The sequence below is a fragment of the Neorhizobium sp. T25_27 genome, assembly GCF_002968565.1.
Classification (GTDB): domain Bacteria; phylum Pseudomonadota; class Alphaproteobacteria; order Rhizobiales; family Rhizobiaceae; genus Neorhizobium; species Neorhizobium tomejilense.
In genome coordinates this window covers 25,314-43,487 of sequence record NZ_PVBJ01000010.1, presented here as the reverse complement: position 1 = coordinate 43,487, position 18,174 = coordinate 25,314, and the positions used below count along the sequence as shown (strand labels likewise).

The following is an 18,174-nucleotide window of genomic DNA, read 5'->3' as shown; positions in this document are numbered from 1 at the left end:
GGTGGACAAGCGCCGGGCTTTGCGGCAAACGGTCGGAGAATAGCAGGTCCCCGAGAGTTGATGATGACGGATATAGTGTACAAGATCGTGCCGGAAACGCTCTGGCGCCAGGCAAAGCAAAAAGGTGTCTTCGAAGGCGCCGAAATCGACCTCAAGGACGGCTTTATCCATTTTTCCACCGGTACGCAGGCGAAGGAGACCGCAAGGCTGCACTTTGCCGGCGTCGCCGGCCTGATGCTGGTCGCGGTCAATGCGCCCAGTCTCGGCGAGGCGCTGAAATACGAAGCCTCACGCGGCGGTGATCTTTTCCCGCATCTTTACGGCACCCTGCCTGTTTCGGCCGTCCTTTGGGAAATGCCGCTGCTGATCGGCGTCGATGGCCTGCATGCCTTTCCGGAGAAAATGCCATGATCGGCCCCTTTGCCGGGTTTGCCTCGCGCAGCCTTTTCGTTTTCGATCCGGAAACTGCGCACGGGCTGTCGATCGCTGCCCTCAAAACCGGCCTCGTGCCCGCCTGCCGCCTGGCCCTCGATCCGCGGCTTGCCCAGACGGTCGCCGGCATTCGGTTTCCGAACCCGATCGGGCTTGCGGCCGGTTATGACAAGAATGCCGAGGTGCCGGATGCGATGCTGAAGCTCGGCTTCGGTTTTACCGAGATCGGCACGGTGACGCCGAAGGCCCAGACGGGTAACGACAAGCCGCGCATCTTCCGCCTGGTGGAGGACCGCGGCGTCATCAATCGGCTCGGCTTCAACAACGAGGGCCATGAGGCGGCGTTCACGCGCCTGACCGCACGGCGCAATGCGCCAGGCATCGTCGGCGTCAATATCGGCGCCAACAAGGATGCGGCCGACCGGGTTGCCGACTACGTCGCCGGCATCCGAAAATTTTATGCGCTCGCCACCTATTTCACCGTCAACATCTCCTCGCCCAATACGCCGGGCCTGCGCGATCTTCAGGCGCGCGACAGCCTGAAGGCGCTGCTCGACGCCATTCTGGCCACCCGCGCCGAAGAGGCGCTGCGCCATGGCCGGACCGTTCCGGTCTTCCTGAAGATCGCACCCGATCTGACGGAGGAGGGCCTGGACGATATCGCGGCCGAGGCGACCGCGCATCCGCTCGACGGGCTGATCGTCTCCAACACGACGCTCGCCCGAGATGGATTGAAGGACCAGGCCCAGGCGAAGGAAGCGGGCGGTCTTTCCGGCGCCCCGCTCTTCAAGCGCTCGACGGCAGTCCTTGCAAAAGTACGCAAGCGCGTCGGCCCGGACCTCGCCGTCATCGGCGTCGGCGGCGTCTCGAGTGCGGCGGATGCGCTGGAAAAGATCCGCGCCGGTGCCGACCTCGTGCAGCTCTATTCCTGCATGGTCTATGAAGGCCCCGGCCTGCCGGCGACGATCGTAAAGGGGCTTTCGGGCCTTGTCGACCGGGAGAAGGTCTCCTCGATCCGCGAGCTGCGGGATGCCCGCCTCGATCAATGGGCCGGGACAAAGCTCTGACGCGCCTTGCGCGGCACCATGGCCGCCAGGAAGAAGCCGCGCATCAACAGGAACAGGTTGAGCGACAGCCAGAGCCCGTGATTGCCCATCATCGGCACGAGCACGGCGAGGCTGACGCAATAGCCCGCAAATGAGACGAGCATCATGTTGCGCATCTCGCGCGACCAGGTGGCGCCGATGAACACGCCGTCCATCTGGAAGGCGAGCGCGCCGGTCAGCCCCGTCACCGCCGCCCAGCCGAGATAGACATAGGCTTCCTGCCGCACCGCTTCCGACGTGGTGAGAAGCTGGATGATCGGCTGGCCGAAGCCGATGAAGAAAAGTCCGACGACGCCGGCCATCACGAAGGACCAGAGGCCGGTCAGCTTCAGCGCCCGATCGAAGGACGGCCGGTACTGCGCGCCCACCGCCCGGCCGGCGAGCTGTTCGGCGGCACCCGCGAGCCCGTCGAGGAAGAAGGCCGAGAGCATGAAGATGTTCATCAGCACCGCGTTGGCCGCCAGCGTCACCGCCCCGAAGCTCGACCCGACGCGGGTCAGTACCGCAAACGCGCCGTTCAATATCAGCGAGCGGATCAGGATGTCGGCGTTGAGCTGGAAGAGCTGGCGCAGCTTGGTAGCGTCGAAAATGTCTGCGCGCGTTGGCCGGTCGGCGGCGGAAAATTGCCGGCTGACGATGACGAGGCCGATCACCACGGCGGTCACTTCCGCTGCCGCGGTCGCCCAGGCGACACCCGCCACACCCCAGCCGAGCACCAGGCCGAACAGGATGGCGAGCACGATATTGGTGCCGTTGAGGATGATCTGCAGCGTCAGCCCGAGCATGCCCTGGCCGCGCCCGAGCACGAAGCCGAGGATGGCGAAATTGGCGAAGGTTGCCGGGCTCGTCAGCACCCGGATGCCGAAATAGTGGCGCGTCACGTCGGCCACGGCCGGATCGCTGGTCATCAGGTCCGGCGCGTATCGAAGGATCAGTGGCGAGAACGCCAGCATGATTACCCCAAGGCCGAGCGCGCTCAAGAAGGCTCGCCAGAACACCGCCTGCTGTTCCCGGCGGTCGCCGCGGCCGAAGGCCTGCGCCACCAGCCCAGTGGTCGAGGTGCGGAAAAAGCTGAGGCTGCCATAGATGAGATCGAAGAGGATGGCGCCGATCGCCAGACCCGCGAGTGACTCTGCCTGGCCCAATTGCCCGACCACCGCGGTATCGGTGAGACCGAGCAGCGGCGTCGTCAGGAAGCCGAGCGTCATCGGGATGGCGATGCCAAGCACCAGCCGGTGCGTCACGTCGAACGGCCTGGCCACCCCGGTCTCCTGGTTACGCCCCCCGCTCTCCATGGGTCAGCCGGAAAGGACCATGGCCCAATAGGGTTGGGCGCCGGCAGAGGTTCGCGCCATGGCAACCCCGAGGCCGCGGTAGGAGCCGAGCATGTTTTCGAGATGTTTGGGCGAATCGATCCAGGCCTGCACGGCAGCTGCGACCGTATCCTGGCCGCTGGCGATGTTTTCGGCCGCCGGCAGCGCCACGTCGCTGCTCTTCATCCGGGCGCCAAAGCTGTCGCCGAAGCCGATCAGGTGCTTCATTTGGTTGGCTTTCGCCATGCGAACCGCCTGGCGGGCCGCCGCCTTGCGCGCCGGCATGTCGAGCGCGAGCGCGGACAGGCCGCGGCTCTGCCGCAACTTGTTGACCATCGGAAGGGCTGCCTGGGTCTCGTCCTCGGCGCCGGCAGTCGGGGTCAGGACTGATGTGGTGGAGCAGCCGGCAAGCACCAGCGCCAGGCCGGAAAAGACGAGGAGGTCCCGCCGGGAAGGTTTGATCAGTGAAGTCATGTCAGCGGCGGTAGCTCATCAGGCGCAGGATGACGAAGATCGGGATGACGATGATCGCGCCGAGCACGAGATAATTGCCGACCCGGCCGAGCGCCCGGAAACCGTTATACCAGAGGTCCAGGAACCAGTAGCGGATCGTGTCGACGATATTGTCCGGCGTGAAGCCGAAGAATGCCAGCACGAAACCCACCACCAGGCACACCACGATCAGCTTGATGATCGTGCGACCTGGCGTATCGCCCAGGAACTTGTTGACCCCGTCCGCCATCCTTGTCCTTCTCCGAATTTCCCATGAGAGATAATCGGCAGCCGTTGCCGCCGCAAGCGTTTCCCCTCAGATAGAACTTGAGTTTTTTTGTGGCTTCGGCAAAGAACCTCCACCTCGGAGGATCATCCATGCCGCCCAGCCCGTTTTCCAGTCAATTCTCCTCGGGCGATGCCACCGCCGATCGCCGCGCCGATTACGCCCGCATGCTGGCGGAGGGCGGAGATTTCGCGGCTGCGGCGGAGCTGATCGAACAGGCGCTCGAACTGGCACCCGGCTGGGCGGCCGGCTGGTTCCGGCTCGGCGAGTATCGCGGCAAGGCCGGTCTCGGCACGGCCGCGGATGCCTATCGCCAAGCGCTAGTACTGCGGCCGGACGATGTGTTTGGCGCCCGCCTGAAACTCGCGCTGATCGGCGCCGAGCAGACGCCGGACCGGCCGCCGAGCCGTTATGTCGAAGGCCTGTTCGACGACTATGCCGACCGGTTCGATACTGCTCTGGTGGAGAAGCTCGGCTACTCCGTGCCCGGCAAGCTGGCGACGCTGGTCGCGCCGCACGGACCTTTCCGCAATACGGTCGATCTCGGCTGCGGCACCGGCCTGTTCGGTGCCGAAATCCGAACCAGGACCGCGCGCCTCGAAGGGTTCGACCTGTCGACCAACATGCTGGCGAAGGCGCAGGCCAAGGGTCTTTACGACCATCTCGGCCAGTCGGACCTCAGCCTTGCATCGGACGATTCCGGCCTGTTCGGCGACCTGACGGTCCACCGTGCCGATCTGGTCTCGGCGGCCGACGTGCTGATGTATCTGGGCTCGCTCGAAACCGTCTTCCCGCTGGTCCTGGAACTGCTGGCGCCGGCCGGTGTCTTCGCGTTCTCGGCCGAGGATGCGGGCGAGGACGAGGGCCGGGGGGCTGGTTTCGTGCTGCGGGATTCTCTGCGTTACGCCCATTCGCAAGCTTATATCCGCGCGCTGCTTTCCCGCTTCGGCTTCGATCTGCTCTGCGTGGAAAACACCGTCATTCGCATGGATGCCGGAAAACCTGTGCACGGCGTTCTGTTTCTGTCGAAAAAGCGCGGCTGAACGCCCAGCCACGAACTCAAATGTGGAATCTTAAATGATGGGGCAGAAGTAACCCATAGGATTGCAGCCGCTCAAGCAGCATTCCCGATACCGAGTTTTTTCATAGGCCCCATACTGCATGCGGCCCTTCTCTCCCAAGGAAATTCTTGTTGGCCGCATGCATCTCACATTTATATGTGAAGAGGATGGAGGATTGCGGCATGTTGAAGAACACGACCATGAATCTGCCAGATGAACTGGTCGCCAGGGTAAGAGCGTACGCAGCACAAAACCGGACAACCATGACGGCCATTGTCCGTGAGCATTTTGAGGTAATCACCGAGCCGGAGAAGGAAATTTCCGACCAGGACCCACTGCTGGCCTATTCCAAGGGCTTGCTCTCTCGGCGCGAGGTCGTCCGCCGCCTTGGGCTAAGAGACTATGCGGACCTGCTGGTCGCGCTAGGGGATGCTGACCTTCCGATGCCGCTTCCCCCGGCACACGAGATCGAAAATCAAGCTGCCACCTTCGCCAAGCTCTGGAGAATGGAATGAAGAGGTGCACGATCGTCCCGCCAGATGCGGGTCCGATCAACAGCCCTGGATGGCTGATCGGCTTGATCTTCCGCTTGCACTGGACATGAGGATTGTCATCGTCGATGCCGTCTACGATGAACTAACAAGCGATATCTCCTGCCCCGAGGACTCCGAGGTCAAAGATTTTATCGACAACAACTCTCCACCCCAGCAATCCTGGTAGAAGACCTGAAGACGCCAGAAGGTTACTGACCTGCCGGATGGCATCGATGAAGCCGCCTCAATTGGCAGTTCGTGGAAGCCTTGATCTAAAGGGACGGGCTTCCACAGAGTCGATGTTCTCAGCATATATTCGCGGGATTCCACGTCCAGGTAAGTGGCTGGGCTGAACCCGCCGATTCCTGCTTTTTTCCGCGCCCGCCGATGTACACTTGAAGATCCTTGCCGACAGTTTTATTGCAGTGCAATATCACCGAAAACCTGAGGGGTTCAAATTGGCTGAGCAGCAGAGGCGCGGTCTCGGATTTTACAGCGCCGATCCGGCACAACACACGTTGCTGGAAGATGGGCAAGGCCTCTTCATCGGCGCCATGGTGTCGGCGCTCGGCTTCTATTTCCTGAACGAGGTCGGCCTTCTGACCGGCGGCACGGCGGGGGTCGCCTTCCTGCTGCATTATGCGTTCGGGATTTCGTTCGGCCTGCTGTTCTTCATCGTCAACCTGCCGTTCTATTACCTGTCGTTCAAGCGGCTCGGCCTTGCCTTCTCGCTGAAGACCTTCATCGCCATCGCGCTGGTCTCGGTGATCACCGAACTGGAGAGCCATTTCTTCCTGATCCAGTACCTGCACCCGTTCTGGGCAGCCCTGCTCGGCGGCCTGGTGCTCGGTTACGGCCTGCTCGGACTTTATCGCCACCGCGCGTCGCTCGGCGGGGTCGGCATCCTGGCGATCTATATCCAGGAGCGCTTCGGCATCCAGGCGGGCCTCATCCAGCTCGCCTTCGATCTCTGCGTCATGCTCTGCGCCTTTGCCGTCGTTTCGCCCATCACCGTCGCATGGTCGGTGCTGGGCGCCATCGTGCTCAATCTCGTGCTGGCCATCAATCACCGCTCCGACCGGTATATCGTCGCGCGGTGATTGAGGCGGGAGCTTTCGTCAGGCGGCCCCCGATCAGGCGGCCTTGCTGGCCGGCTTGTCGATCGGGTGCTGGTTGCGGAAGCCGACGGCCAGTCGGTTCCAGGTGTTGATGACGCCGAGAGCGACGGTGATCTTGACGATCTCTTCCTCCGTGAAATGCGCCTTCAGCGCGTCGAAGGCGGCATCCGGAATGCCGGTATCGGCGATGCGGGTCACGGCATCGACCCAGCCGAGCAGGGCGCGTTCCTTGTCGTCATAGACCGGCGATTCCCACCAGACGCACATCATGTTGATCCACTGTTCCGAAAGGCCGTCATGCCGTGATTCCTTCACATGCATGTCAACGCAATAGGCGCAGCCGTTGATCTGCGAGGCGCGCAGCTTGATGAGGTGGATGAAGCGGCGCTCCAGACCGGAAGCCTGCACGTAGTTTTCGAGCGCCGTGACGGCCTTGACGGCTTCCGGGGCGGCCTTGAGCATGTTGAGACGCTGATGCATGGGTCTTCTCCTTGGGGTTTTGGCCGCCTTCGGCGTGCCTATGGCCCTTAGCGGGCGGTTCTGCGTTCGTTGAGTTCCAAAAAGGCGCAGCCGCGCGCGGCGATGCCGCCGTCGTCGGTTGCGTTGAGGTCGGCCAGGATGTCGGCGATCGTCACCTTGGCGAGTTCGGCGCGATAGGCCTTTTCAGCCTTCAGCATCGCGGCGTTGATGCCGCAGGGTTTGGTGAAATACCGTCCCGGCAGCGGGTTCGGCCCGCGTTGGCGGATCTCGGCGCAGCGGAAGGCCGGCGCCGGTCCTTCGACGGCAAGCACGATATCGAGAAGCGTGATCTCCGCCGGCTTCTTCGCGAGCCGGTATCCGCCTTTCGGACCCGACACCGTTTCCACCAGCCTGGCGCCCGAAAGCGCCTGGAGATGTTTCAGCAGGTAGCTGGTCGAAACCCCGTGGAATTCCGCCAGCGCCGCGGCCGACAGGACCCCGCCTTCGGTGAGGCTGGACATCATGCTGATGCTGTGGATCGCCTGTTCGACACCGTCGCCGAGTTTCATCGCTCATCTCCATATCGTGGATAAAACTTATCCACGATATGGACGCGTAAGTCAAGCCTGATTCCAAAACCGGAGAAGGGGCGTGCATTATCTCCGGTGCCGCATTTGATGGATTAAAAAGCGGCGTCCATGAGTTCCCTGGGCGTCGGCATTACAGTTCTCTAGGAACGGTGGGTGGGCATATGCGAAGAAACGACGTTGGTCAGGATCTGGAGTCTCTCGCCTTTGACTTTCTCTACTTTTTCGCGCGTTTTGAATATGCGCTTAAGTCCAACAGCTACCTCAAGAGAACGGAGCCTGGTCCGCCCGCTGAGGCTGGATGGCGACAACTTCGAGAGCGATGGGAAGGAGAAAATAAAATATGTGAAGCGGCTGCGGCTTTGATCGCGGCGAACCCGAAAAAGCAGATCGTCGGCGACGATAGATCGCTGGCTTTTAGACCAGTGGCCTTTCCTGATGGCACATCTGAGCTTTGGCAGGTCATCGGCTTTTGCCAGACCGTACGGAACAACCCCTTTCACGATGGGAAAAGTAGCAACGACGGCTTTAAGTCTGGAGCGCCCGAAGATGTTGCTTTCCATTGTTCTCGTCGTTCTCGAGGAGCTGGCCAGGGCTTTCGATCTTGGTCCCGACTATACCGGCTACTACTAAAATGGTCGCAGTTGAGTGACCCGCTGCTGGCGCCAGGCAGCCGAGGGCTTGCGCTCGAAAGCGCAAGCTCCGTTTCGACGCGCAGGCCCTGAGCGAGTGGCTGTAATATTCGTCGAGGAAAAGGCTCTACTTGTCAAAGAAACTTGATGTGCGTGAAAATGTGCATATATTGTGCTTTGAAGTGAGCGGAGATTAGAAATGGCACAGGCTCAGGTAGCATCTCCTTACGCAGTCGTTTCGGGGTTTGTCGATAGCCTTCAGGAGCCGCGGACACCTTATATTTCGCCGTCGCGCCTGTCGAAGGCGCTCGGCGTCAAGGTGGCGAACCTCGCGGAGTTGACCGGCGTTCACCGCAACACCTTGCGTAATCCGTCCTCCGAGCGCCTGCAGGGCAGGATGCGGGAAGTGATCAAGGCAATCTCGGCGGCAGCCGAGCTAAGCGGCGATCTTCAAAAGGCAATCTATTGGTATCGAAACGAACCGATTGCCGACTATGGTTATCGCACAGCGGCAGAGCTTGTTGCCGATGGTGAGATCGAGGCTGTGCTAGCCTATATCCGAGATCTGGAGAATGGAGCGCGCGGGTGAAGATCACCGGCATTGGCCCGGACGCGGTCTTTCATCGCTACCTGACACCGAAATGGGCATTTCTTCCGACCAGCGGAGCCGGCGCTGCCATTGATGGTGGCCGCTTCAATCGCCCCGGCGTGGAGGCTCTCTATCTTTCCGTGGGACCCCAGACCGCGCTCGAGGAATATCGACAGGGCGCGAGCATCACACCGCCGGCTACGCTTGCCGCGTACAAGATCACGCTTGGCGAGGTCGCCGACCTGTCGGAAGGCTTCGATCCGCTTCATTGGGACGTCGCTTGGGCACAGTGGGACTGCGCATGGCGAAAGATCGCCCGCATTGATAAGAAGGTGCCTCCGTCTTGGAAGTTGGCCGATGAGGTAATCTCGGCCAGCTATCGCGGGCTTCTTTTTCCGTCCCTACGACATGCTGGCGGAACCAATCTTGTGATTTTTCCAGCGAACCTCGTTACAGGCGATGAAGTATGCGTTTACGATCCAGACAACCGATTGCCGCGTGACCAATCTTCTTGGCCGCACTAGCCACATCCCTCAAGTTGACTTGTCGCGGAGATCAGCTCCGGAATTCGTCAACGACGGACTGGCTGTCCTCCGATCTCGGTCGCCGATCCCGCCGTAGTTCATGGCATCGACGAGATCTTTGCTTAGCATGTTGTGTGTTTTGTGCCCATATCGGGCCTACGAAATGGATAAATTCAGCGGGATCAGCCGCTTTCCTCCGCCATCCGTTATAAGGCACGCGGCAAGAAAGACCCAGAAGCCCAGGATGAAGTTTTCGAGCGAAGCGAATTTGCAATAGGTGTCTCGCCCGTCATGCGCCTCGTATTCGATGGGCGTGGCGTATGACTGCATCTGGTTGCGATATTTCATACCCGCGTAGTTCATATGCTCTCGGGAGAGAATCGACGCTCCCCAGCCAGATTCGAGAATCCACATCGCAAGTGTAACGGCTTCAAATGCGGAAATTCCACATCGGATGTCCGGTATGGTTGGATCAGGGTGGAAAACTGGTTATCTAAAGGGATGCTTGTGCTCCCCTTTTAAATATCCCTATAGGTTGTTTAATATCGTAAATAACCAGAAGTGGAAGAGGATGCTTATTCGTTTTTGAGTTGAATTTTATCCTCTCACTTTCCATGTCGACGACGCGCTCTTAACTTAACGGCGTGGATATCGTCGAAACCCATTCCTCCGGCCGTGACGCCGCGCTTCTGCCCCGGCCGTTCCAGAAATGGTTCGCGGAGAAGGGCTGGCAGCCGCGCGCCCATCAGCTGGAATTGCTGTCGCGCTCCACATCCGGCGAAAACATGCTGCTGATTGCGCCCACCGGCGCCGGCAAGACGCTCGCCGGTTTCCTGCCGTCGCTGACCGATCTGACGCGGCGCGGCAAGATCCCGCCCGGCTCCGCCTTCACCGGCATCCACACGCTCTACATCTCGCCCTTGAAGGCGCTCGCGGTCGATATCGAGCGCAACCTGATGAAGCCCGTCTTCGAAATGGGCCTCGAGATCTCGATCGAGAACCGCACCGGCGACACGCCGCAGGCCAAACGCCAGCGCCAGAAGCTCAACCCGCCGGATATCCTGCTGACCACGCCGGAACAGGTGGCGCTGCTGCTGGCCAACAAGGAGGCCGAGCGTTTCTTCAAGGACCTGAAATACGTGGTCCTCGACGAACTGCATTCGCTGGTCACCTCCAAGCGCGGCCACCTTCTGTCGCTCGGCCTTGCCCGCATCCGCCGGCACGCGCCGCACATGCGCACGATCGGCCTATCGGCCACCGTCTCCGATCCCATGGACCTGCAGCGCTGGCTGGTGCCGCAGGGTGAAAACCCAGCCCCGCCCGCCGGCCTCGTGCATGTCACAGGTGGCGCGGCACCCGATATCACCATCATGCGCACCGAGGACCGCATCCCCTGGTCCGGGCATGTCTCGACCTACGCGATTCCCGAGGTCTACGAGGAGATCAAGCGCCACAAGACGACACTGATCTTCGTCAACACCCGCTTCCAGGCGGAATTGCTGTTCCAGACGCTGTGGACGATCAACGAGGACAACCTGCCGATCGCGCTGCATCACGGCTCGCTCGATGCCGGCCAGCGCCGCAAGGTCGAGGCCGCCATGGCCGCCAACAGATTGCGCGCTGTCGTCGCTACCTCCACCCTCGATCTCGGCATGGACTGGGGCGATGTCGATCTCGTCGTGCATGTCGGCGCGCCGAAGGGGGCCAGCCGCCTCGCCCAGCGCATCGGCCGCTCCAACCACCGCATGGACGAGCCGTCGAAGGCGATCCTGGTGCCGGCCAACCGCTTCGAGGTGATGGAGTGCCAGGCGGCGCTCGACGCCAATTATCTTGGCGCCCAGGATACGCCGCCGGTCGGCGAGGGCGCGCTCGATGTGCTCGCCCAGCACGTGCTCGGCATGGCCTGCGCCGAACCTTTCGATCCGGTCGAACTCTACGACGAGATCACCAGCGCCTCGCCCTATGCCAACCTCTCCTGGGAGATGTTCGAGCGCATCGTCGATTTCGTCGCGACCGGCGGTTATGCGCTGCGCTCCTACGAGCGTTACGCCAAGATCAGGAAAACCAAGGAAGGCCGCTGGCGGGTCTCCAATCCGGCGGTCGCCCAGCAATACCGCCTGAACCTCGGCACGATCGTTGAGGCGACCGAGCTCAATGTCCGGCTGGTGAAGCGCAATGCCCAAGGGCTGGCAAAGGGAACCGTCGGTCGGGGCGGGATGTCGCTCGGCAAGGTCGAGGAATATTTCCTCGAACAGCTGGTGCAGGGCGATACCTTCCTGTTCGCCGGCAAGGTGCTGCGCTTCGAAGGCATCCGCGAGAACGAATGCCTCGTCTCCAACGCCTTCTCGCTGGATCCGAAAATCCCCGCCTATGCCGGCGGAAAATTTCCGCTCTCCACCTATCTCGCCGACCAGGTGCGCGGCATGCTCGCCGATCCCGATCGCTGGGGCGTGTTGCCGGACCAGGTGCGCGACTGGCTGAACATCCAGCGCGAACGCTCGATGCTGCCTGCCCGGGATGAACTGCTGATCGAGACCTTTCCGCGCGGAAAACGGTTCTTCATGATCGCCTATTGTTTCGAGGGGCGGCTCGCCCACCAGACGCTCGGCATGCTGCTCACCCGCCGTCTGGAACGGACCGGCGCCCGGCCGCTCGGCTTCGTCGCCACCGACTATTCGCTGGCCGTCTGGGGCCTCAACGATATCGGCGCGATGATCCGCGCCGGTGCCTTGAGCCTCTCCGACCTTTTCGACGAGGACATGCTCGGCGACGACCTGGAAGCCTGGCTCGACGAATCGTATATGCTCAAGCGCACCTTCCGCAATTGCGCCGTGATTTCCGGCTTGATCGAGCGGCGCCATCCGGGCAAGGAAAAGACCGGAAGGCAGGTTACTGTCTCGACCGATCTCATCTACGACGTGCTGCGTAGCCACGAACCGGACCACGTGCTTTTGGAAGCGACGCGGCGGGATGCGGCATCCGGTCTTTTGGATCTTGCCCGATTAGGCGATATGCTGGCGCGAATCAGGGGGCACATCACCCACCGCGATCTCGACCGCGTTTCGCCGCTTGCCGTTCCGATCATGCTGGAAATCGGCAAGGAGCCAGTACCGGGCGAGGCGCACGACGCGGTGCTGCAGGAAGCCGCCGACGAACTGATCGCGGAGGCGCTTGGCTGATGCGGTACGCTGGACTGGAAGACGTTGAATTGATGCACCGCCTCGCCTTGGCGCGAACGATTTCAGGGGGACCTGCCGCAACCGGTGCGGAAGAGATCGTCGTGAACGGCGTCCTCGCCGTCTGCGATCCGCTCGGAGGTCTTTACCTGCCCGAAACCGGCGTTCTCGTCGTCTCCGACCTGCATCTGGAAAAGGGTGCTGCCTTTGCCCGCCGCGGCATGATGCTGCCGCCCTACGACACGATCGCCACGCTCAACATCCTGTCCGCCGTCATCGCCCGCTATGATCCGAAGACCGTCGTCTCGCTCGGCGACAATTTCCACGACCGCAAGGGATCGGAGCATCTTGCCGCCGACCTGCGTTCGCTGATCACGACCATGGCGTGCGGCCGCGAGTGGGTCTGGATCAACGGCAACCATGATCCGGACGGCACGGTCGACCTGCCCGGCACCTGCACCGACGAACTCTTTTATGGCGGCCTCGTCTTCCGCCACGAGCCGAGCCTGATTTCCGGCCCGGGGGGAAGCAAGGGCGAGATCGCCGGCCACTTGCATCCGTCGGCCACCGTCCGCCGTCGCGAAAAATCCGTCCGCCGCCCGTGTTTCGCCAGCGACGGCAGCCGCCTCCTCATGCCGGCCTTCGGCGTGCTTGCCGGCGGTCTCGATCTGCGCCATCGGGCCATGCACGGCCTGTTCGACCGCGAAGCCCTGGTCGCACATCTTCTCGGCCGCGACCGCATCTATTCGGTGCGCTACGCCAATCTGATCGGCTGACCGTCTGGTTTAAACCTGTCCAAGCGCCCTACCACATGCGCGGACGCGGATGCCATCCATCATCGACAGCCCTGACGACGCCGAACAGGCTGGACTGACAACGATTACGATCTCACCAGATCCAACAACCAGCGTTCCGCTCTAAGGAAACCTGTCCAGATGAAACGATACCCAATCCTCATGCTCGACCGCATTGAGGGTTATGCGGTGACCGCCGAGCCGGAGGGTCGGAGCGTTCAGTGCAGTTCGTAGAATGGACGGTTTGGTGCGAACGTGCCCGACATAACGGCAACTGTCGCCGTCGCGAAATTCGGTGACATTGTAGTCGACCAGCGCCAAGACGGTCGTGCCGGCGGCGAGTTCCCCTTTTAGGCCTTCAAATACGGTCATCATTCGCTGTCCCCCGGGCCAAGGGAGCATTGTGCGCCGCAATATCGAAGGTGTAAAGCACCGCATGACCGGCCGGTTTTGAACGAACATCCGCAGCCAGCGCCGGCGTAGACCAGATCTCACCGATAAACCAGCACCGGCGTCTTGGAATGCGCCAGCACCTTCATCGTCACGCTGCCGAGCATGAAGGCCTTGAAACCGGAGCGGCCGTGCGAGGCCATGGCGATGACGTCGCAATGGTAGGTGCCGGCGGTCTCGACGATGGTGCTCGCCGGATCGAGGCTGCCAAGCTTTACCGTTTCGCAGGCGACCAGCCGTTGTTTCGCCGCTTCCTTCGCGTCGGCGAGAATGCCGTCGGCCGCCTCGTTGTTCTGGCGGTCGTATTCCGCATAGGCGACTTCCATGCCCGTCGGGTTGAGCGTTAGGACCTGCAACGGTTCCATCACCACCAGAACAGTGGCTTCGGCGCCGATCTCACGTGCGAAGTCGAGCGCTTTTTCCAGCGCGCTGGTCGAAAGCGGAGAGCCGTCGGTCGGGATGAGAACATGTTTGAACATTTGTGCCTCCTTTTCATCTGGTGACATCATCGCAGGTGCCTCGGATCATTCGTTGATCCAGCGCAAGCCGCAGGCCCGGGCGTTACGACGTTATCACATGTCCGGACCAGGGATTGATGCCGTCCCGCAGCCAGCGAAGGCTATCCTGCCAGAAGCCTTCCCGGTGCCGGGAGTGGAACAGGCTGAAATGTCCGATGGCGGCCAGGCCGTAATCCTCCGGGTTCAGCAGCACCTGCGTCACCTGGGCATTGCGATAATAACAGAGCGTGCGCCGGATTGCCGCCACCGTACCGATGTCGTCGTCCGACATGGTCACCGCCAGGATCGGCGCCGTCACCGCTTCGAACCGCCGCAGCACATCGCCTCGTTCCGCTGCCGGATGGGTCGCCTCCATCCGTGCGCCGCGAAAACTCCATTCGTTCGCCACCCCCGCCGGCAGGTCCTCCAGCCATCCGAGACGCTTTCCGGGGAAATAGCCGAAGGCGGCAGTCAGGGCTGGCATCACCACATGCCATTTCAGAAACAGCCGCAGGCGGCGGCCGCTGGCATAGTCCGGCCAGTAGGCATATTGGGCGCCCATGGTCAGCATCCGGTCGATACGTTTGGCCATCGGCGAAAGCCCGGGCAGGTAGCCGCCGATACTGTGGCCGACCACATAAAGCGGTTGCCCCGGCCTTGCCGCTTCCATGAACCTCAGCGCTGCGTCGAAATCCTGCTCGCCCCATTCCCGCCAGCGATAGCCGCATCCCTTCAGGCTTTCGGGGCGCGAAAGGCCGATGCCGCGATAGTCGTAGGTCAGCACGTCGAAACCTTCGCCGGCCAGGAAGTCGGCGTAATAGTGGTAATAACGGGCAAGCACCCCGGTCGCCGGATTGACGACGACGCTGCCGATGGCCGGGGACCGTGCCTGCCAGAAGTGTCCGTGGAGAGTGATACCGTCCCGGCAGGCCATGCCGACAGGCTGCCCGGCGGGCCGCGACGAACGGGCGTCGCCGTCGTTTTCCCGATCCGCAGGCGCTTCGCATTCCGTATCGGCCATCGTCCTTCTCCCTGGAACGGTGACCATATATCGCGCTCCGTGAGGCGCAATTAGCCGAAGGGAGAAGGCGGCTCAGATCTGAAGATCCGGCCGCGCAGCGCAGCCCGCCCTTCGCCTGCGGCGTCAGGCCGCCTTGGCCACCGCGTAAGCCAGGATCACGGCGCCGTTGGCCGTTGTGCTGGAGCTCAGCAATTTGAGCTCGGTCTGCTGCTCCGCCTTCTTGAAGAGCGGATTGCCGGAGCCGAGAAGCACCGGCGCGATGCACAGCCGGTATTCGTCAACGAGGCCTTCTTTCATCAGCGAGGCCACCAGGTCGGCGCTGCCGAAGATGAAGATCGTCTTGCCGTCCTCGCCTTTCAGCCTGGTAAGTTCAGCGACCGGATCGCTGACGACCCGGGTATTGTTCCAGGGGGCATCCTTGATTGTCTTCGACACGGCGATCTTGGCGATATTGTTCATGTAGTTCTTGACCTTGCTGCCTTCCTCGGCGGTCGGCCAATAGGCTGCCATGCCCTCGTAGGTCTTGCGGCCGAATACCAGGAGGTCGCCTTCCTCGCCGAACTGTTCGGAAAGCTTTTCCAGTTCCGGCCCCCAGGCATAGTTGTGGAAGGCGAGATCCCACGGCTTTTCCCCCTCGAAATAACCGTCGAGGCTCATCAGGTTCCAGGCCACCAGCTTTCTCATGTCATCCTCCATCGCGTTTAAACCAGTTGCAAAATGCAAGTGGTTGAAAGTTAGCCAAACTGATTGTAGAATGCAAGCGGTATTGGAGAAAAAAATGAACGACACCTATCGGTCGGGTTGCCCGATCAATCTGACGCTGGAGGTTCTGGGAGACCGCTGGAGCCTGATCGTCATCCGCGACATCATGTTCGGCAATCGCCGTCACTTCCGTGAACTGCTGCAGAATTCCGAGGAAGGCATCGCGTCCAACATCCTTGCCGACCGGCTGAAGCGGCTGGTCGAGCGGGGCCTGCTTTCCCGCGAGGACGACCCGAGCCACAAGCAGAAGGGAATCTACAGCCTTACCGAAATGTCGATCCGCCTGGTGCCGATCTTTGCGGAAATGGGCGCCTGGGGCCGCCGTTTCATGCCGGTCTCCGAAGAACTCTCGATCCGCGCGCAACTGCTGGAGGAAGGCGGCCGGCCGCTCTGGGAGGATTTCATGGACGAACTGCGCGTCCTGCATCTGCATGCGCCGCGCGATCCGGCCAAACCTTCCGTGTTCGACCGCCTGCGCGCCGCCTATCTCGAAGTCGTCGCTCGAAACGCGGCGGCGGCCGATGCCGCGGAATGATCAGTCCTTGCGGAAGACGATGCTGGCGCCCCAGCCGGTGATGACGGCGATCAGCACGCAGAGGAAACCGTAGGCGAGCGGTCGGTCGTGGGCGGCGTCGGTAATCGCCTGTTCGATGCCGGTCTTGACGACCCGCAGCGGCATTTCCCGCTGGTTGATCAACTGGCCGCTCTTGAACAGGTAGGCGCGCACCATGTGCATCCCGTCGGGGATGTTGGCCGGCAGTTTCAGCGAGGCGCGGAACAGGCTCGACGAGACGAAGCGCACGCCGCTCGTGTCGCGCTGGTAAAGTCCGTTCGACAGCTTCAGGCGCCGATAGGCGTCGCGGAACTCGCCGATCATGCCGGAATCGGGGATGTAGCCGACCGGGTTCAGCGCCAGGTGGTCGATGCCGACCCCGATATTGTTGAGGCTCGGCGCCTCGTCGATGCTGTCGATCATCCGGGTGCTGGCGAGCGAGTAGCTTTCCGGCACCTGTTCGAAGGTCAGCCCCTCGGTATTCATCCAGATCCCGAAGACGCGCTCCTTCTTGCGCACCGTCGCATAGTCCTTCGGCCCTTCGAGCGTCACCACCACGTCGTATTGGCCAATCGCCAGGAACAGCTCGTCGGCATTGGTGAGCGCCCCGAAGATCGTCAGGTCGGCGCCGCGGAAATCCGAGGCGATGGCGATTTCGCTGGTCGAAGTGCCGATCTCCAACCCTTCCTTGACGCCCGATGCCTGGCCGAACGGCACCTGCGCCTCGACCGGGAAGGCGAGCGCCAGGAGCGGCAGGAGGAGGGCGGTGCGGAGAAAACGGCGCATCAGTAGGACATCCCCCCGACCGCGACCGAATAGACGTCGTTCGGCGTGACGATCAGCCCGACCGCCAGGCGAATGCCGACGGCAAGCACGAGCAGCGCCAGGAGCGCGCGCAGCTGTTCGCCGCGCAGCTTCTGCCCGACGCGCACGCCGTATTGGGCGCCAATCACGCCCGCCACCATCAGGATCGTCGCCAGCACGATATCGACGGAATAGTTGGTCGCCGCCTGCACCATGGTCGTGTAGGCGGTCACGAAGATGATCTGGAACAGCGAGGTGCCGACCACCACGTTTGTCGGGATGCGCAGGAGATAGATCATCGCCGGCACCATGATGAAGCCGCCGCCCACGCCCATGATCGAGGTCAGCACGCCGATGCCGAAGCCAAGCCCGACGATCGGAATGGCGGAAAGATAGATCTTCGATTTCTTGAACCGCATCTTGAGCGGCAGCCGGTGCACCCAGTTGTGCTGGCCGGGACGCTTGATCGGCAGTGGATTGTTGTTCTTCGCCCGGCGCATCGCCCGGACGCTTTCCTGCAGCATCAGCGCGCCGATCGAGCTCAGCAGCACGACATAGAGCAAGGAGATGAACAGGTCGAGCTGTCCGATCCGCCTCAGCCACGAGAAGACCCAGACACCCGCCGTCGCGCCCGCTAGACCGCCGACAAGCAGGACCGAGCCGAGTTTCATGTCGAGCGTGCCGCGCCTGAAATGGGTGATCGCGCCGGAAATCGAGGAGGCGACGACCTGGTTGGCGCCGGTCGCGACCGCCACGACAGGCGGGATGTTGTAGAAGATCAGCAGCGGCGTGATCAGGAAGCCGCCGCCGACGCCGAACATGCCGGAGAGAAAGCCCACGGCCGCGCCCATGCCCAGAATGATGAAGATGTTCACCGACAGCTCTGCGATCGGCAGGTAGACAGTCACGGCAGAACCTCGACACGGCAAAAAGCGACGCCCTCGCGGGTGTTCGCGATGTGGTTGTCCGCCCGGTGCGGCGAAGG

23 protein-coding genes are annotated in these 18,174 nt (G+C 62.0%); 10 read left to right on the top strand and 13 right to left on the bottom strand.

Annotated features, from left to right (window positions below; all coding sequences use genetic code 11):
* Positions 1-60 precede the first annotated feature (60 nt).
* Together C5J24_RS23845 and C5J24_RS23840 are read left to right on the top strand one after the other, a co-directional pair.
* On the top strand, positions 61-411 hold the full coding sequence (locus C5J24_RS23845; protein WP_105435395.1) for a DUF952 domain-containing protein: 351 nt from the start codon (positions 61-63) through the stop codon (positions 409-411).
* A complete protein-coding gene (locus tag C5J24_RS23840) occupies positions 408-1,499 on the top strand; it encodes a quinone-dependent dihydroorotate dehydrogenase (RefSeq protein ID WP_105401686.1) in 1,092 nt (363 codons plus the stop codon). The genes C5J24_RS23845 and C5J24_RS23840 overlap by 4 nt, the downstream gene beginning before the upstream one ends.
* Here C5J24_RS23840 and C5J24_RS23835 read toward each other — a convergent pair.
* Genes C5J24_RS23835 through C5J24_RS23825 form a run of 3 tightly spaced genes read right to left on the bottom strand, consistent with a single transcriptional unit; the run spans position 1,475 to position 3,593 of the window.
* Positions 1,475-2,833 (bottom strand): MATE family efflux transporter, encoded by a 1,359-nt coding sequence (locus C5J24_RS23835; RefSeq protein ID WP_105401685.1) that lies wholly within the window; start codon positions 2,831-2,833, stop codon positions 1,475-1,477. The genes C5J24_RS23840 and C5J24_RS23835 overlap by 25 nt on opposite strands.
* Positions 2,834-2,836: 3 nt before the next feature.
* Positions 2,837-3,325, bottom strand: a complete 489-nt coding sequence (locus C5J24_RS23830) for a CAP domain-containing protein (protein ID WP_105401684.1) — start codon at positions 3,323-3,325, stop codon at positions 2,837-2,839.
* 1 nt (position 3,326) lies between these two features.
* A complete protein-coding gene (locus C5J24_RS23825; RefSeq protein ID WP_105401683.1) occupies positions 3,327-3,593 on the bottom strand; it encodes a DUF6460 domain-containing protein in 267 nt (88 codons plus the stop codon).
* A gap of 128 nt (positions 3,594-3,721) precedes the next feature.
* Between C5J24_RS23825 and C5J24_RS23820 the strand changes: the two genes are divergently transcribed.
* The 3 genes from C5J24_RS23820 to C5J24_RS23805 all read left to right on the top strand — a co-directional run bounded on the left by C5J24_RS23820 (position 3,722) and on the right by C5J24_RS23805 (position 6,323).
* Entirely contained in the window at positions 3,722-4,672 is a 951-nt protein-coding gene (locus C5J24_RS23820; protein WP_105401682.1) for a class I SAM-dependent methyltransferase, read from the top strand.
* Positions 4,673-4,872: 200 nt separating this feature from the next.
* Positions 4,873-5,205: a hypothetical protein gene (locus C5J24_RS23815; RefSeq protein ID WP_105401869.1), complete on the top strand. Its 333-nt coding sequence runs from the start codon at positions 4,873-4,875 to the stop codon at positions 5,203-5,205.
* 476 nt (positions 5,206-5,681) lie between these two features.
* Positions 5,682-6,323, top strand: a complete 642-nt coding sequence (locus C5J24_RS23805; protein WP_105401680.1) for a YitT family protein — start codon at positions 5,682-5,684, stop codon at positions 6,321-6,323.
* Between the two features lie 33 nt (positions 6,324-6,356).
* On the opposite strand, the gene C5J24_RS23800 is transcribed toward C5J24_RS23805, so the two are convergent.
* The 3 genes from C5J24_RS23800 to C5J24_RS23790 form a co-directional block, all read right to left on the bottom strand.
* Positions 6,357-6,821: a carboxymuconolactone decarboxylase family protein gene (locus C5J24_RS23800; protein WP_105401679.1), complete on the bottom strand. Its 465-nt coding sequence runs from the start codon at positions 6,819-6,821 to the stop codon at positions 6,357-6,359.
* Positions 6,822-6,868: 47 nt separating this feature from the next.
* Positions 6,869-7,369: an Rrf2 family transcriptional regulator gene (locus C5J24_RS23795; RefSeq protein ID WP_105401678.1), complete on the bottom strand. Its 501-nt coding sequence runs from the start codon at positions 7,367-7,369 to the stop codon at positions 6,869-6,871.
* Positions 7,370-7,530: 161 nt separating this feature from the next.
* Positions 7,531-7,950 carry a hypothetical protein gene (locus C5J24_RS23790; protein ID WP_105401677.1) on the bottom strand — a complete coding sequence of 140 codons (420 nt, stop codon included), beginning with the start codon at positions 7,948-7,950 and terminating at the stop codon, positions 7,531-7,533.
* 268 nt (positions 7,951-8,218) lie between these two features.
* On the opposite strand from C5J24_RS23790, the gene C5J24_RS23785 reads away from it, so the two are divergent.
* Both C5J24_RS23785 and C5J24_RS23780 read left to right on the top strand, forming a co-directional pair.
* On the top strand, positions 8,219-8,608 hold the full coding sequence (locus C5J24_RS23785; RefSeq protein ID WP_105401676.1) for a hypothetical protein: 390 nt from the start codon (positions 8,219-8,221) through the stop codon (positions 8,606-8,608).
* Positions 8,605-9,132, top strand: coding sequence for an RES family NAD+ phosphorylase (locus C5J24_RS23780; RefSeq protein ID WP_105401675.1), 528 nt, complete (start codon positions 8,605-8,607; stop codon positions 9,130-9,132). The genes C5J24_RS23785 and C5J24_RS23780 overlap by 4 nt, the downstream gene beginning before the upstream one ends.
* A gap of 156 nt (positions 9,133-9,288) precedes the next feature.
* Here the strand turns inward: C5J24_RS23780 and C5J24_RS23775 are convergent, their stop codons facing one another.
* A complete protein-coding gene (locus C5J24_RS23775; RefSeq protein ID WP_256386075.1) occupies positions 9,289-9,576 on the bottom strand; it encodes a glucosaminidase domain-containing protein in 288 nt (95 codons plus the stop codon).
* A gap of 200 nt (positions 9,577-9,776) precedes the next feature.
* Between C5J24_RS23775 and C5J24_RS23770 the strand changes: the two genes are divergently transcribed.
* Both C5J24_RS23770 and pdeM read left to right on the top strand, forming a co-directional pair.
* Positions 9,777-12,311, top strand: a complete 2,535-nt coding sequence (locus C5J24_RS23770; protein WP_105401673.1) for a ligase-associated DNA damage response DEXH box helicase — start codon at positions 9,777-9,779, stop codon at positions 12,309-12,311.
* Between the two features lie 32 nt (positions 12,312-12,343).
* The gene (gene pdeM / locus C5J24_RS23765) at positions 12,344-13,084 is read left to right on the top strand and encodes a ligase-associated DNA damage response endonuclease PdeM (RefSeq protein ID WP_172724129.1); all 741 of its coding nucleotides are present in this window, start codon (positions 12,344-12,346) and stop codon (positions 13,082-13,084) included.
* 141 nt (positions 13,085-13,225) lie between these two features.
* Here pdeM and C5J24_RS23760 read toward each other — a convergent pair whose 3' ends face one another.
* The 4 genes from C5J24_RS23760 to C5J24_RS23745 form a co-directional block, all read right to left on the bottom strand.
* Positions 13,226-13,477 carry a hypothetical protein gene (locus C5J24_RS23760; protein WP_041364525.1) on the bottom strand — a complete coding sequence of 84 codons (252 nt, stop codon included), beginning with the start codon at positions 13,475-13,477 and terminating at the stop codon, positions 13,226-13,228.
* Between the two features lie 116 nt (positions 13,478-13,593).
* Positions 13,594-14,031: a universal stress protein gene (locus tag C5J24_RS23755; RefSeq protein WP_046665450.1), complete on the bottom strand. Its 438-nt coding sequence runs from the start codon at positions 14,029-14,031 to the stop codon at positions 13,594-13,596.
* Positions 14,032-14,113: 82 nt separating this feature from the next.
* The gene (locus C5J24_RS23750) at positions 14,114-14,983 is read right to left on the bottom strand and encodes an alpha/beta fold hydrolase (protein ID WP_371674822.1); all 870 of its coding nucleotides are present in this window, start codon (positions 14,981-14,983) and stop codon (positions 14,114-14,116) included.
* A gap of 210 nt (positions 14,984-15,193) precedes the next feature.
* Positions 15,194-15,754: a dihydrofolate reductase family protein gene (locus tag C5J24_RS23745; RefSeq protein ID WP_105401669.1), complete on the bottom strand. Its 561-nt coding sequence runs from the start codon at positions 15,752-15,754 to the stop codon at positions 15,194-15,196.
* Between the two features lie 94 nt (positions 15,755-15,848).
* Between C5J24_RS23745 and C5J24_RS23740 the strand changes: the two genes are divergently transcribed.
* Complete coding sequence (locus C5J24_RS23740; RefSeq protein WP_105401668.1) at positions 15,849-16,367, top strand: helix-turn-helix domain-containing protein; 519 nt, start codon at positions 15,849-15,851, stop codon at positions 16,365-16,367.
* Here C5J24_RS23740 and C5J24_RS23735 read toward each other — a convergent pair whose 3' ends face one another.
* Together C5J24_RS23735 and C5J24_RS23730 are read right to left on the bottom strand one after the other, a co-directional pair.
* A complete protein-coding gene (locus C5J24_RS23735; RefSeq protein WP_105401667.1) occupies positions 16,368-17,171 on the bottom strand; it encodes a TIGR02186 family protein in 804 nt (267 codons plus the stop codon). It abuts the gene before it with no gap.
* On the bottom strand, positions 17,171-18,097 hold the full coding sequence (locus C5J24_RS23730; protein WP_037086641.1) for a sulfite exporter TauE/SafE family protein: 927 nt from the start codon (positions 18,095-18,097) through the stop codon (positions 17,171-17,173). The genes C5J24_RS23735 and C5J24_RS23730 overlap by 1 nt, the downstream gene beginning before the upstream one ends.
* Positions 18,098-18,174 lie beyond the last annotated feature (77 nt).